Raw genomic sequence first — 16,940 nt, forward strand, 5'->3', positions numbered from 1 at the left:
TTATTTTTTTGAGTTTTTTTTCGCACCTTTTTTCGTAGCTTGGTTTGTAGCTTTTTTAGTCGTTTTACCTTTGGATGAAGTGCATGAAGAAGATTTGGATTTAGGTTGTGAAGTTTGAACTTTTTTCTTTGTTTGTTGTTTTACTTCTTTATTTTCCTGTTTATTGTCTTTTTTGCGTTTTGCAACAGGAATGCCCTTTTTATCATCTTCATCTATTTGTGTTTCTTCATTTTTATCTTTTTTACGTTTAGCTACTACGAGTGGTGTTGTTTTTTCAGAATCAGAAATTTGATAATCTTTGTTATCTCTAAGTTCTTCTTCCTCTTCTTCTTTTTTACGTCTTTTAGCAAATACTAACCAGAATCCAGAAAGTAAACCAGTGAGAGTTATAAATCCTACAGCTTTACCGAAATCATCGATTATTCTGTCGATGAAACTATCATCATGATGATTAACATGTTTAGGTCCATCTTCTTTATGTTTTTTCTTACCTGGTTCAACGCCGGCACCACTTAATACTTCTTTATAAGTTTCAGTTTGACCAATATGGCTTTGTACATCTTGGTCTTTCAATCTAACGTCAAACAGATTTCTATGAGATAGCGCATTTGTTTGATTAGATATAGAATCGAATGAATTATCAAATCCTACAGCTAAGATACGTCGAATACCATTTAATAAAGCTTCTTGAACTTCTGCAATTGTTTTAGCTTTGTGAATTGCATTCATTGTATCAAGTTGAATTTGTTTGATGCGACTAATAGCTAATTGTTTTTGGTATTGAGTAGCAGACATATTGTCTAAGATTTGTTGTGTTCTATTATTTACAACATTATCTAATTTACGGTCTGCTTTATGTTTTTCACCTAACAAATGAGCTTGAGCAATGATTTGATCACGTTGTGTATTGAAATCTTTGATGATTTGTTTTAATTCATCTAAATCTTTAGCATTTTTAATCTTATCATTCACTTTAGTTTGAAGTTCTTGTAATTGTTTTACAAACTTCGCTTGTTCATCTGGTGTTAAATCTGTAATGTGTTTAATTTCTTTAACGCCTTCTTCAGTTGCTTTCTGAACATTAGCTTTATTGTCCTTTTTAGCTTTGTCTAAAATAAATTGTTTAGAATCAAAATGGTGAATGTCATCTTTATCTTTTTGTTGGATTTTCTCAACATCTGCTACGGTTGTAGACTGATTGATGTTGTTAAGTGCCTGTTCTTTAAGTTTTTGAACTTCCGCTTTTGCTTGTTCTTTTTGTTTTTCAGTTAATGATTGATCTTTATCAATTTCATCAAGTTTTTGTTGTGTAACTTGGTTGATTTGTTGAGATGCTTCATTTTTAGCAACTTGAAGTTCTTTTTCGATTACATTTACTGGAACATCGACAATCACTTGTGAACCATTGGCAAGTGTAATTTCAACTTTTGCAGTTAAATCATTGGCAACTTTATCAGTATTTGGTAGTGAAATAATTTTCACTTTGAGATCGTCAGTTAAAGTTAATGCGTGTTTAATGTCATTCATCGTAATCGTTTCATCTCTATGGACAACAACATTTCCTGTGACGAGTGCATCTTGTAGGCTTAACTCTGATCGATGAAGTGTTAATGGTGCTTGGTCAGTATCCCAAATTGTAATTTGAGCAATGTTATTGAGACCGTCATCTTTGGTTTGTTTAATATTATCGACAGAATTTGCTTGTTCAATTTGTTTAAGTGCCTCTTGCTCTGCTTTATCAATTTCGGCGAGTGCGTGTGCCTTTTGAACATCTGTTAAGTCAGGGTTGTTTTTGATAGCGTCACGTTTGTGTTGTGCTAACTCTTTAATTGCTTGTTTCGCTTGTTCTTTTGCAGTGATGATTGCTTGTGTATCTTTAAGCAATTGATCGACTTTAGCTTTTTCGTCTGAAATCGTTTGTTTATCAGTTGCTTGGTCAATACGTTTTTTGATGTCGTTAACTGCATGTTCTAAATCAGCTTTAAGTTTGTCTTTTTCTTTAGCAGTTAAATTAGGATTTTGATCTATATTATTTAAAATATCTTTTACTTTTTGATCAATTTCATTATTCGCATCAATTTTAGCTTTAGGTAATTCATCAGCATGCGTATTGTTAATAGCTATTGTGCCGTCATTTTTAGCGGTTTGAACAGCATTGTTAGAATTTGCATGATCAATATTTGTATGCGCTTCTTTAGCTGCATCTTCAGCTACTTTCTTAGCTTGTGCTTTAGACTCGTCAGTCGCATTTGCTTTGTTAATTTCATCAAGTTGATGTTTGAGTGTATCGTCAATGGCTTTGTGCGCTTTAGTTTGAGCATCGTTAAGGCGTTGTTCACCGTTTAGAGCTTCCTTAGCATCTTTAATTGCCTGAGTCATTCCATTGATAATATCGATATCTAAGTTAGAACCATCTTTTTTGTTCAGTACATCATGAGCGACTTGTATAGCATGATCGAATTGTAATTTTAAGTCTTCGTCAGCGTTTTGATAATTGATACTGTCCTTTGTAGGTTGATCTAGTTGATTTACAGTATCTTGTAAAGTCTTCATAGCTTCATTTAAATCTGAAGCGTCATTAACAATTTGAGTAATATCTTTAATGTTGTCAGAAGCATTAACATCATGAGTTAAAGCGTCAGTTTGCGCATCATTTAGCGCATCAAGTTGTTTAATGAATATGTCCGCTTTTGTTTTAGCTTCAGTAAGACGTTGTTCACCGTTTAATGCTTGTTTTGTGTCATCAATCGCTTGTGATAAGCCTTGTATATCTCTTTCGTTAAGATTTTCGCCTTTTGTTTTACTTAGTGCTTCTCTTGCATCTTTAACTGCTTTGTTAAATTGACGTTTCAAGTTATAGTCAGCATTGACATAATTGATGCTTGCTTTAACCGGATTAACTGTAGATTTTAATTTATCTCTTAAATCTCTCATAGCATCATTTAAATCAGAAGCTGTCGCAACAATTTGCGTTAAATCTTGTAGATTATCTGTAGCTTTCATTTGAGACATAGAGCTTTCGCGTTGCGCATTATTTAGGTCTTTAAATGTGTTTAGTACCTTTTCAGCTTTAACTTTAGCCTCAGCCAAACGTTGTTCCCCATTTAGTGCATCTCTAGTGTCTTCAATTGTTTGTGAAAGTCCACGAACTTCATCGATTGAAGCTGGTTCACCTGTAGCTTTAGCAAGCGTATTTCTAGCTTGTTGAAGTGCTGTGTCAAATTGTTGTTTTAAATCATCGTCAGCATTGACGTAATTAACACTCGCATGAACAGGTGTAGCATTATTTACTAATGTTTCATGTAAATCTTTCATTGCTTCATCTAAGTTAGTAGTGTTTGAAATTGTCTCAGCTAATGAAGTGAGGTCTTCTGATGTTTTTATTTCATTTTCAGCAATATTACGTTGCGCATCATTTAAATGAGTTAAAGTTTGTAGGTACTGTTGACCTTTCGCTTTAGCCTCAGCAAAACGTTGTTCCCCGTTAAGTGTATCTTTAGTATCTTCAATCGCTTGTTTAAGCCCTTCAATTTCAGTTTCATCTAAGTTTTTACCTGTAGCTTTGGCGAGCGCTTTTCTAGCATTACTTAATGCATGGTCGAATTGATCTTTGAGATCCTCATCAGCATTAATGTAATTTAAGCTAGATTGAACAGGAGCTGCATTCCGAGTGGTTTCGTCTTTCAGTGCTTGCATAGCTTCATTTAAAACATTTGCTTTATCGACGATGCGAGCTAATTTCGTTAATGTATCTGAATTAGCGATTTCTTTGAGTGCATGTGCAAGTTGAGCTTGATTGATATGTGCGAGACTTTCGATGAATTTGTCCGCTTTAGCTTTAGCAGCTTTGAGTCGTTCTATACCATTAAGCGCATCTTTCGTCTCTGAAATAGCATCTTTAAGTGAATCTACTGTTTCAAAGTTTAGATTTTGACCTTTTGCTTTATTAAGTACGTCACGAGCGTTATTGATCGCTTGATTAAAGTTATCTTTAAGTTGGCTATCAGCATTAATGTAATTAATGCTCGCTTTTGTTGGTGCGTAATTATCGATGATTGCTTGTGCTAAATCATGCATTATATCGTTTAAGTTCGTTCCATCATCAACGAGATGGTTTATTTCTATAAGGTCGTGTGATTGGTTAACCTTATCGATTAAGGCAGCTTTTTGAGCATTATTTATTTTATCAAGTGAGTTTATATAATCTAATGCTTTAGGTCTAGCTTCATCGAGTCTTGCAATACCATTTAAGTTATTTTTAGCTTGACTTATTTGATGAATTGCTTGTTTAACTTCATCTTCAGTTGCGTTCTTTTGAACTATAGCTTGAGCTTGTTCTAGAGCATCGTCATAAGCTGAAATTTTACTATCGTCTGCTTGTTTGTAATTATCGCTGTTTTCAACTGATTGAGCATCATTGATAAATTGTTGTAATTGACCCATTGATTTGTTTAATACTTGAGCATTGGCTTTAGCTGTATCAATTTCAGCAAGTTTCGTTGCCTGTTCTACATTATCTTTGGCAGTTTGTTGTTGGCTCGGATTTAAATGTTTAAGTTGATCGATAGTGTTACTTGCATCAGTTTTAGCTTCAGCTACACGTTGATTACCATTGAGATTTTGATTCGCTTGAGTAAGCTTGTCTAGAACTTGTTGAACTTCGTCATGCGTAGCATTTGATCCATGTGCTTTATCAATTATTGCTTTCGCATCAGCGAGTGCTTGATTTAGCGCTTCTTTTCTATCATCTGAGGCCTCAGTATAGTTTGGTGAAGTTTTATCAGCCTCAGTTTGTTTCGTTTTGTCTTTTAGGTCTTTCATTACTGAATTAAGATCTTTAGCCTGTTGTAGAAGCTGTTTAACTTCTGTTCTTAATGTCGCGTTATTAATTGATTGAGTGATTGCTTGTTTTTGAGCGGCATTAAGATTTTTCATGTCAGCAATGTCATATTTCGCCATAGCTTTATCAGAATCTAACTTTTTAACTCCATGTAAATTATCTTCAGCAGTGAGTACTCTATTCTTAATGATTTCAACTTGATTAGGGTCAAGTGTTGGGTTAGTAGTTTGGTTGACTAACTGTTCGGCAGCCGCAATCGTTTGATCGTAAGGTTGTTGGTACTTAGGATCTTCGTTTAAATATTTACTACTATTTAAAACGTTGTTTTTATTTGCAACTACATTATCCACTGATGCCATTGCTTGATCGAGTGCTTTCGCATTATCTAAGTTTTTCTTCACTTGTTCACGTGTTGTTGCGTTTGTATTTTGGTTAATGATTGCTTCGCGTTGAGCTTCATTTAAATGTGTTAAACCATTTATTGTGTCGGTAGCATTTTGTTTTGCTTGGGCAAGTTTTTGATCACCATGGAGATTGTTTTGTGCATTTTCAAGTTGGTGAGTCAAATTATTTATAACTGTCGGATCCATTTCTGGATTTGTTTGTTTATAAATGACTGCCTCAACATCTTTAATCGCTTGTTTGTATGCATCTTTCTCTGGTTGATCTTCATTAATGAATTGACTGCTATGGATGACTTTAGATGTTTGTTTATATACGTCATTTAGAGCTTTCATTGCATCATTTAAAGTTTTTGCTTTTTCTAATGCTTGAGCAACTTCAGTTCTTGTCTTAGCAGTGTAAATTTGATTTCCTACGTTACTGCTTTGGTATGAAGTTAAATCGACAAGCTTACTTAATTCTTTATCTGCTTGATCTTTTGCTTTATCAAGTTTACTTTGTCCTGCAAGTTGGTCTTTAGCGTTTTTGATATGATTAATCGCATTTTTAATATCATCAACGGACATTGTTGGTTGAGATGTTTGGTGAAGAATATTCTCAATTTGAGTCACTGCATTATCGTAAGCCTGTTGTTCATTAGGATCTTCGTTGATATAGTTACCAGATTTTTTCACTTGGTCTTTATCTTGGATGCTATCTTCTAATGATTTCATCGTATTATTTAGGTTTTGAGCCTGACCAATGATTTGCTGAACTTCAGAGCGTGTATGTGCATTGTTGATTTGAGTATTGAAAGCATCTTGTTGCGCTTGATTTAAATGACTCAATTTAGGTAGTGATTGTTGTGCAGCTTGTTTATCTGCATTGAGCAATTCAACACCGTTTAATGCGTCTTTGGCCTTGTTAACAGCTTGAGTTAACTGTGTAATCGTATCTTTGTTTAATGTTGCAGTTTGTTCATTGATGACAGATTCTGCATCACGTACAGCACTATTATATGCTTGTTGTTTGTCGTAATTTTCATTGACATATTTACTATCTTGTCTCACAGATCCTTGATCTTGAATACTGTTTCTTAAACCGCCCATTGCATTATTGAGCTCTTGTGCCACTTGAGTTTGTTCAGTCACTTTGTCTCTTGTTTTTGCATTATTGATGAGTGCTTTTTCAGCATTTTTCTGTGGTGTATTTAAATTATTTAAGCTATCGATGAGGTTATTTGCATTTTCTTTTGCTTGTTGTAATTTATGTTCTCCATCTAATGCTGCAACTTTTTCTTTTATTTTATTAATCGCATTTTCAATGTCATCATGAGACATTGTTGGATTAGTCGTTTGATCAATGATAGCTTGTGCATCGTTAATAGCGTCATTATATGCTTGTTGAGGAGCGCTATCCTCGTTGATATAGTTGCTTGATTGTCTTACGCTATTTTGTTGTGCAACGATGTCTTTAAGTTTCTTCATTTCATCATCTAACGCTTTAGCTTTGTTGTAAATATTATCTACATCAGTGACGGTAGTTGCTTGATTTATTTCATGTGCCAAAGCATCTTTTTGTGCTTGGTTAAGATGATCTAAATGATTAACTGCATACGTTTGCGTATGTTTATCATTGTCGAGTTTACGTTCGCCATGAAGATCATCTTTGGTTGTTTGAACCTTAGCTATAGCACGATTAATATCTAATGGGTTCATCGTTGGGTTAGACGTTTGATCAATGATTTGTTTCGCTTGATCTACAGCGCTAGTGTAATTGTTTTGAACGCTTGGAGTTTCATTAATGTAATTACTTGTTTGTTTTACATTATCCACATCTTTAATGCTTTGACGTAAATTCTCCATTGATTGATTTAATGGTTTTGCTTTAATGATGACACGTTCAACGTCAGGTCTAGTCTGAGCTTGTTGGATTTCTTTATTTAATTGATCTTTTTGAGCTTGATTTAAACCTGTCATTTGATTGATATTTTCAGTTGCTTGTTGTTTATCTTTTTCAAGTTTTTGAGAACCATGTAAATCGTTTTTAGCGTTATTAATTTTATCTGTAATTTCATTAATATAGCTTGGTGACATCGTTGGGTTTGTTTGTTGGTCAACTATTTCTTTACCTTTTTCAACATTGTGATCGTAGTTGCCTCTTTCATTTGTATCTTCATTAATGTAATCACTAGATTGTTTAAGCGTTTCATTACCATCAAGCGCATCTTTTAATTTCTTCATTGCATCATTAAGCTGGTTAGCTAAGTTAACTGCATCTTGAACTTCTGGTCGAATCGTCGCATTGTGAATTTGATTTTCTAAGTCTTCACGTTGTGCAGGATTGAGATGCGTTAATTGATTCAATGTTCTTTCTGCATTTGCTTTATCGTCTGCCAGTTTTTGTTCGCCACGTAAGTTTTGTTTAGCTTGAGTCACTTCATCCACAACTTTTTGAACAGTTTCATTTGATAAAGTTGGCGTAGGTCTATCATTGACAATATCTAAGGCTTTAGCTACTGCTTGATTGTAAGCATTTTGTTGAGCAGGGTCTTCATTTTTATAATTACTGCTTTGAAGCACTTGTTGATTATCTTTGATAGCATCTCTCAATGCTTTCATCGTGTTATTTAATTGTTCAGCTTTTTCAAAGCGTTTTGCAACTTCTTCTCTCGTTGGCGCATTGAAAATGTCATTAACTAATGCATCGTGTTGACCGTTTGTAAGGCTATTAAGATTTGTTAATTGATCTGTTTTTTCATTTTGTTCATTGAATAGTTTCTTATTACCATTCAAGTTATTTTGAGCTTGGTTAATATTATCTAATGCTTGATCAATTTCGTGTTTATCCATTGTAGGTGGTTGTTTATTGATTAGATCTTTAGCTTTTTGAATCGCTTGGTTGTACGCTTCTTTTTGGGCAGGATCTTCGTTGATATAATTACCACTTTGTTTGGTTGGATTTGCATTATTTATGGCTTGTTGTAATTGATTCATAGCATTATCTAATTGTTTAGCATTATTAATGATTTCTGCTACTTGTGATTTAGTTGGTGCTTGATTGATTAATTCATGTTCTTTGTCTTTTTGAGCTTGTGTTAAGCCATGTAAGTTATTAACTTCTTGCTTACCGTTAGAAATTGCTTCTGTTAATTTAGCTTGACCGTTTAACTCATTTTCAGCGTTGGTAATAGCTTGAGTTGCTCTATTAATTGCGTCTTTATCAAGTTCTGGCGGTTGAGTTGTTGTGATGATTTGTGAACCGCGATTAAGTGCACTATCATACGTTGATTGCTTATTATTATCAGCGTTAATGTATTTACTTTCGCCTTTAACTTGATCTTTTTTAGCAATTTCTGATCTTAATGCTTTCATCGCCTCATTGAGTTCTTTAGCTTTTTCAAGCGCTTCTTGAACTGCAGGTTTAGTCTTAGCTTGATTAACCAAGTCTTTCTCTGCAAGAGTTTGACCAGAGTTTAGCGCATTTAATCCGTCAATTTGAGCGTTGGCTTGATCTTTTGCTTCTTGAAGTTTTTGTTCTCCGTGTAAAGCTTCTCTTGCATGCTGTAATTCTGTTAATGCTTGTTCAATTCTAGCTTTATCTAAAGTACCATCTGGTACTGCATTGATAATATCTTTCGCTTTTTGAAGTGCGTTATTGTATGCATTTTGTGGGCCTTCATCTTCATTAATGAAGTCACTTGATTGTTTAATATTATTTGCATGGTTAACTTCGCTTTCTAATTGACGCATTGCTTCGTTTAGCGCTTTAGCATTATTTAAATCGTTGGCTACTTCAGTTCTTGATGGTGCAGTGTTGATTTCGTTATGTTCGCCTTGTCTTTGTGCATTATTTAGATTTGAAAGATGATCAATTTCATTATTCGCATCTTGTTGAGCATGTTGTAATTTTTGTTCTCCGTGAAGATCGCCTTTAGCAAGTTCGATATTTTGAATTGCGTTATCGATTTGATTTTTATTTAAAGGTTCGCCTGTTGTTCCATCAATAATATTTTGACCATTTTGAATCGCATTATCATAAACGTTTTGAACATTAGGATCTTCATTAGAGTAATTGCTTTGTTGATGAACATGAGGTTGCTCATCTACTAAATCTTTTAGTTTCTTCATTGCATTATTGAGTTCATTTGCTTGTGCAATGATTTCAGCAACTTTTTGTTTGTTAGGCGCGCTGTTAATTAAGTCATTTAAAGCTTGTTTTTGTTTATCGTTTAAGTTTGGTAATTGATTAACAGTAGCATTAGACTCAGTTTGATTTTGAGCTAATTTCTCAGCGCCATGAAGTGCGTCTTTGGCTTCTTTAACTTTTTGAGTTGCAGCATTGATCTCATTTTTATCCATTGTTGGATCGTTTTGTTGATTTAGTAGCTGCTCTGCTTTGCTTAGTGCATTATCGTAAGCCAATTTTTTCTCAGGATCTTCATTAATATAATTGCTAGAGTTTAGCGTTTTATTCTTATCAGCAATACTTTGTTTAAGTTGTTCCATAGCCTGATTTAAGGCTTTCGCATCTTCCAATTGTTGAGTGACAGCAGGTCTAGTTGTAGCAGCTTGTATATCTTGTACTTCTTTAGATTTTTGTGCTGGGTTCAGAGTATCTAAACCATAAACTTTGTTGATAGCATCTGCTTGATCTTGTCTAAGTTTCTGAGCTCCGTTGAGACCTTGTTCAACACTATTTATTTCTTGAATGATTTTACTGATAACAACTGAATCCGTAGTTGGATTGTTCGCTGCATCAATAACTTTTTGACCTTTATTAATTGCATTATCATAAGCTTCTTTTTCAGCAGGATCTTCATTGATATAATTGCTATTTTGTCTAACTGAAGGAGCTTTCGCCACAATAGCTTTTAACTCTTCCATTTTGCCGTTTAGATATTTAGCTTCACTTAATTTTCGTTTTACATCAGGTCTATTGGTCAACTGGTTGATAGCGTCATTAAGCGTTTGTTTTTGAGCATTTGTTAAACCAGTTAAGTTGTCAATTTCTTGTTTCGCATTATTTTTATCGTCTTGAAGTTTTTGATCACCGTGTAAACCTTGTTTCGCGTCAGTTAACGTTTGAGTAGCCTGATTGATTGCTTGAGGATCCATCGTAGCATTAGATTCTGTAATAATACGGTTGATGTTATTTACTGCATCATCATATGCTTGCTGTTGCGTATGATCCTCATTTGTATAATTACTACCTTGACGAACTTGTTCTTGGTTAGCAATGCTATCTCTCATCGCTTTCATAGCGTTATTAAGATCTTTGGCTTTTTGTAATTCTTGAGCTAATCCATCTAACGTAGTTGCTTGATTGATATTCGTTTTAACTGTTTCACGTTGAGGTGCATTTAGACTATTTAAATGACCTAGTTCTTTTAGAGCTTCTTTTTGTGCTTGGTCAAATTTCGCTTGTCCATTTAATGCATTTTGAGCTTCTTCAATTTTATTAATGATGTTTTGAAGCGTATTATGATCTAATATTCCAGGATTATTATGAAGTAAATCTTCTGCTTCTTTGATAGCGTTATCGAAAGCTTCTTTTTTAGATTGATCAGCATTAATATAATCGCTTGATTGATGAACTTTATCTTTGTATGAGATTTGTCCTTTAACGGTACCCATATCATCATTTAACTGTTTAGCTAAAGCGATTTGTTTGTCTACTTCTCCTCTAGTTTGAGCATTATCGATTAATGGTTTGAAATGCGCCTTTTGCTCATCAGTCAGATTATTAAAATGAGAGAGTTGACCATTCGCATCTTGTTTAGATTGAGTTAATTTTTGCTCACCTTTTAATTCGTTTACAGCATTTTGAATTTTTTGTAGTGCTTCTTCTACCTTTTGTTTGTCTAAAGTAGGATTAGAAGTTTGATTTATTAAATCTTTAGCTGCTTGTACTGCATCATTATAAGCTTTTTGTTTGTCAGTATCTTCATTGACAAATGGACTTCCTGAAGTAATTGAAGGATCCTTGCTTACTTGGTTTTCAAGTTGTTTCATTGCTTCATCAAGTGCTTGTGCTTCTTTTAATTTTTCTGCTACTTGTTCTCTTGTTGTAGCGCCATTGATAGCTTGTTTTAATGCATCTTTTTGAGGTTGGTTAAGATGATTTAAGTTATCAATTGATTGATTTGAAGTATCTTTTTGATGTTGAAGCAAATCATCACCGTGAAGATTATCTTTTGCTTGTTTAATTTGATTAAGTGCATTTGTGATATCTTGTGGATTCAAATTAGGATCAGTTGAATTTTTAATGATCTCTTCTGCACGTTTAATCGCATCATCATAAGCTTTTTTCTTATCAGGATCTTCATTGAAATAATTACTATTTGAATGAACGTCGTCTTTGTGACCAACTTGTTGTTTAAGTTGATCCATTAAATTATTAAGTTGTTTAGCTTGTTCAATTTTTTGTTTGATATCATCGCGACTAGTAGAATTGTTAATTTGTTCTTTTAACTTTTCACGTTGCGCATCAGTTAAGTTCGTTAAACCGTCTAATTCGTTTGATGCAGTTGTTTTATCATGAGTTAATTTTTCAACACCGTGAAGTGCTTGTTCGGCTTGTTGAACAGCTTGTGTTGCTTGTTCAATGTTAGCTTTATTTAATTCAGGGTCATGAGTTGCGTTAATAATGCTTTCGGCACGTTGAACTGCATTGTCATAGTTAGCTTTTATAGTTGGGTCTTCGTTGAGATATTTACTTTCAGATTTTACTTGATCTTTATTAGCAATACTTTGTTTTAAAGCGCCCATCGCACTATCTAAATTTTGTGCAGTTTGTAAGTTTTGTTGAACTTGTTCGAGTGTTGGTGAAGTGTTAACCGCATTTTTCTCAGCTTCTTTTTGAGCATTATTCAAGTTTTGTAAGTTCGTAATCTCTTGGTTAGCATGATTTTTCGCTTCTTCTAATCTATGATCCCCATCTAAAGCATCTTTTGTAGATTTCACTGATTGAGTTGCGTTAGATACATTGCCTTTATTTATAGTTGGTTGATTTGTTCCGTTTATAATATTTTGAGCGTTTTGAATCGCATTATCATATGCTTGTTTTTTAGCTGGATCAGCATTGATGTAATTACCATTACCAGTTACTTTAGAATGATCTTTTATGCTTTCTTTTAATGCTCCCATTAAACCGTCTAAAGCTTGTGCTTCGGCTAAATCATGTTGTACTTGAGTACGCGTTGACTCGCCATCAATCATAGTATCTTCCAAGCCTTTTTGAGCATTATTCAAGTTTTGTAATTGAGCAATTGTTTGCTTAGCTTGAACTTTCTCTTGTTGAAGTTTAGTATCACCATGAAGATTTGATTTAGCTTGTGTCACAGTGTTAGTTAAATTATTAATCGTATCTGGACTTAATGTAGCTGTTGTTTCGTCAATAACTTGTTGAGCGTTATTAACAGCATTGTCATAAGCTTGTTTCTCTGGTTGGTCTTCGTTTATATATTTACTACTATTTTTTATTTCAGATTTATCTTTAATACTTTCTCTTAATCCGTGCATAGCAGTGTCTAAAGTTTTAGCATCTTGAAGAATATTTTTTACATCAGTGCGTGTAGTTGCAGCTTTTACTTTAGCTATTTCTGCATTTTTTTGAGGTTCATTTAGGCTCGTTAAATCACGAATTTCATTTTCTGCATTTTGTTGATCACGACTTAATTTACTAGACCCATGTAAAGCATCTCTAGAGTTGTTAACAGTTTGAGTTAAACTTTCGATTGTATTTTTATCCAACACAGGTTTGTTGTTATTATCGATAGTAGTTTGAGCACCAGTAACAGCGTTATCGTAATTATGTTGTTCAGTTTGATCTTCATTTACATAATTACTACCTCGTTTAACTTCATCAACATTTTGAATACTATCTCTTAAAGCTTTCATAGCATTATTCAAAGCAGTAGCTTTAGCTAATTCTTCTTTAACTTTAGTACGTGTGTTTGCAGCATAGATTAATTGATTTAACTCACGTTTTTGGCCATTGTTGAGACTTGTTAAACCATTGACGTTTTGAGTCGCTGCTTGTTTGGCATTAGCCAATTGTTGTACACCGTCAAGTGCATTTTGAGCTTGTTGAACTCTAGTTAATGCTTGTTCAATTGTTGATCTATTAAGTTCTGCTTGAGGTGTAGCGTTGATTATATTTTCAGCATTTTGTAAAGCTTGGTCATATGCAGAAATTTTTGTTGGATCTGCATTGACATAAGCACTACTTCGTTTAATGTCATCTTTATTATGAATGCCATCTCTTAAAGCTTTCATAGCATCATTTAATTCTTTAGCTGCTGCTAATTTTTGAGCCACATCTGTACGAGTTGTCGCTTGGTTAATTAATTGTTTCTCAGCTGTGATTTGAGCTGGGTTAAGGCTAGATAATCCATCTATTTGTCTATTAGCACTTTCTTGATCGCTGTGTAACTTATTAGCGCCATCTAAAGCATCTTTAGTTGAATTAATGCGATTAGTCGCTTGTTCAATTTCAGTTTTATTCATTACTGGGTCTTGAGATTTGTTGATGATTTCTTGACCTGATTGAATAGCGGTATCGTAATTTTGTTTAGGTTGTTGATCTTCATTGAAATAATTACTTTGTTGATGCACGTCATTTTGTTGTCCAACTGCATCTCTTAATGCTTGCATTGCACTATTCAATTCTTTAACAGTCGTTAATTGTTGGTTAACGTTTGGAATTGTAGTTTGTGCTTGAACATTTTGAATCGCTTTTTGACGTTGTGCATCGTTTAAAGCTGTTAATTTGTTGATTTCAGTAACAGCGTTATTCTTAGCATTTTCAAGTAGATGTGAACCTTGTAATGCATTTTGAGCTTGAGTTAAACTTTGTAATTTTTGTTCAACTTCTGATTTATCTAATGTAGGACTACCGTTTTGGTTAATGATTGCTTCGGCATCTTTTAATGCTTGATTGTATGCATTTTGATGTTGAGATGAATCGTTAATGTAATCACTACTTTGTTTGACAGATGTTTTTTCAGCAACTTTGTTTCGAAGTTCTTTCATAGCATCATTTAATGCTTTAGCTTTATCGAGCTGTGTAGCTACATCTGATCTTGTATTAGAACCATTCACTAATGCTTCTTCGCCAGATTTTTGTGCATCATTTAAAGATCCTAATTGAGCAATTTCCTGATTAGCTTGGTTTTTATCTCGTTGTAACTTACTAGCACCATGTAAATTATTTTTAGCAGCATTAATTTGATTAATGGCTTGTTCAATTGTTGATTTGTCCATTGTAGGATTTTGTTGACCACTGATAATTGCCTCGCCGTTTGCGATAGCGCTATTGTAGTCATTTTGTTGTTGAGCATCCTCATTGATATAGTCACTTGTTGTATGAACTTGGTCTTTAGCATTTACTAATTCTCGTAATCTTTGCATCGTTTGGTCTAACAATTGAGCACCGTTGAGAATATTTGTGACTTGATCTCGAGTTGTTGCGTTGCCAATAGAGCTATTTTCACTTGTTTTTTGTTCGTTTGTTAAACCATTAAGATTGTTAACTTTTGCCTGAGCATCTTGTTTAGCTTTAGAAAGTTTAGTTTCACCGTTTAAATTATTGATAGCTGTATTAATAGTATTAATCGCAGTCTGAATCGCAGATTTATCTATTTCTGGATTTTGCGTTCTATTTTTAAGTGCTTCAGCGTTAGTAATCGCATTAGTATAAGCATTTTGTTGAGCTTGGTCTTCATTAATGTATTTACTGCTACCTTTAATTGCATTTTGACCATTAATTAAGTTATTTAATTGCTCCATCACTTTATTAAGTTCTTTAGCTTTGTCTAATTGTGTTGTTACTGCTGTTCTCGTTTGTGCTTCGTTAACTAATGATTTTTCTTTATTTTTTTGAGCTTGTGTAAGTTGACTTAAACCATCAATCTCACGATTAGCGTCCTCTTTAGCTTTGCGAAGTTGTCCTTCACCGTCTAAAGCATTTTTAGTTGTTAGTACTGCTTGCGCTTTTTGTTTTATTGTACTCGCATCTAAAGTTGGGTTTTGTTCATTAATAATCGTATTTGCAGCGTTCACAGCATTTGTATAAGCGTTTTGTTTCTCAGGTTCTGCATTAATGTAATTACTTTGAGTTTTTACATTTTCGTTGTCAGCAATATTTTGTCTTAATGTCTGCATAGCATCATTAATGGCAGTCGCTTTTGCCTGTTCTGCACTTACTTGAGTTCGTGTATTAGAAGCATTAATAGCATTTTTCAAAGCATCTCTTTGAGGTTTGTTGAGATTTGCTAAAGTATTAACTGCATTTGTTGCGTTTGTTTTAGCAGTTTGTAATTTTTGTTCACCATGTAGTGCAGATTCTTTAGTATTAATATTATTAATTGCTTCATCAACATTATTCTTATCAAGTACTGGATCGGTCGTTTTATCAATGATTGTTTGTCCCATTGATATTGAGTTATTATACGCAGATTGCTCTGGTTGGTCTTCATTAATATAATTACTTGTTCTTTGAATTTCTGATTGTTTGTTCACTAATGCTTTTAATGTGCCCATTGAACCATCTAAAGCTTTAGCTTTATCAAGTTGAGACTGTACTTCTGTTAGTGTTTGTTTATTATTAATTAATGCTTTTTCAGCTGTTTTCTGAGCAGGAGTTAAGTTAGATAAATTATCTATTTCGCGATTTGCATTTTGTTTATTTTCTTCTAATCTGTGATTACCATCTAAAGCATCTTTTGTAGTTTTTACTGATTGAGTTGCGTTAGAGACATCGTCTTTATTTATAGTTGGTTGGTTTGTTCCATTTATAATTTTTTGAGCTTTTTTAACCGCATTATCATATGCTTGTTTTTTAGCTGGATCAGCATTGATGTAGTTACCATCACCAGTAATTGTTGAATAATCTTTTATGCTTTCTTTTAATGTTCCCATTAAACCATTCAAAGCTTGAGCTTCGGCTAAATCATGTTTGACCTCAACACGTGTTTGTTGGTTATCGATTAATGCGTCTTCCATATGTTTTTGTGCATCATTTAAGTTTTGTAACTGCGCAATTGTTCGTTTAGCTTGGTCTTTCTCTTGTTGAAGTTTAGTATCACCATTAAGATCAGATTTAGCTTGAGTTACTGCACGAGTTAAATTATTAATTGTATCAGGACTTAATGTAGCTGTTGTTTCATCAATAATTTTTTGAGCGTTATTAACAGCATTGTCATAAGCTTGTTTCTCTTCTTGGTCTTCATTTATATACTTACTACTATTTTTAATATCAGATTTATCTTTAATACTTTCTCTTAAACCGTGCATAGCTGTGTCTAAAGTTTTAGCATCTTGAAGAATATTTCTTACGCTATCACGAGTTGATGCTGCTTTAACTTTGGCTATTTCAGCGTCTTTTTGAGGTTTATTAAGATTAGATAAACCACGAATTTCAGTTTCTGCTGCTTGTTGATCATGGCTTAATTTATTAGCACCATGTAAGGCATCTTTAGTGTTGTGAACAGTTTGAGTTAAACCTTTATCTAACACAGGATTGCTATTGTTATTTATAGCGCCTTGAGCACTAGTAACAGCGTTATCATAATTACGTTGTTCAGTTTGATCTTCATTTACATAATTACTACCTTGTTTAACTTCATTGACGTTTTGAATACTATCTCTTAGAGCTTTCATAGCACTATTTAAATCAGTAGCTTTGGTTAATTCTTCTTGAACTTTAGTGCGTGTGT

General features: G+C 33.6%; 1 protein-coding gene (only partly in view). It reads right to left on the bottom strand.

Features of this window, described 5'->3' with window-relative positions:
* Window positions 1–16,940, bottom strand: the 3' portion of a protein-coding gene (gene ebh, locus CD155_RS05585) for a hyperosmolarity resistance protein Ebh (protein WP_103212760.1). It continues 13,504 nt past the right edge of the window; 16,940 of the gene's 30,444 nt are visible here — the last part of the coding sequence; its start codon lies off the right edge, out of view — the gene reads right to left on this strand; the stop codon is at window positions 1–3.

This window comes from Staphylococcus caprae (assembly GCF_002902725.1).
Taxonomy (GTDB): domain Bacteria; phylum Bacillota; class Bacilli; order Staphylococcales; family Staphylococcaceae; genus Staphylococcus; species Staphylococcus caprae.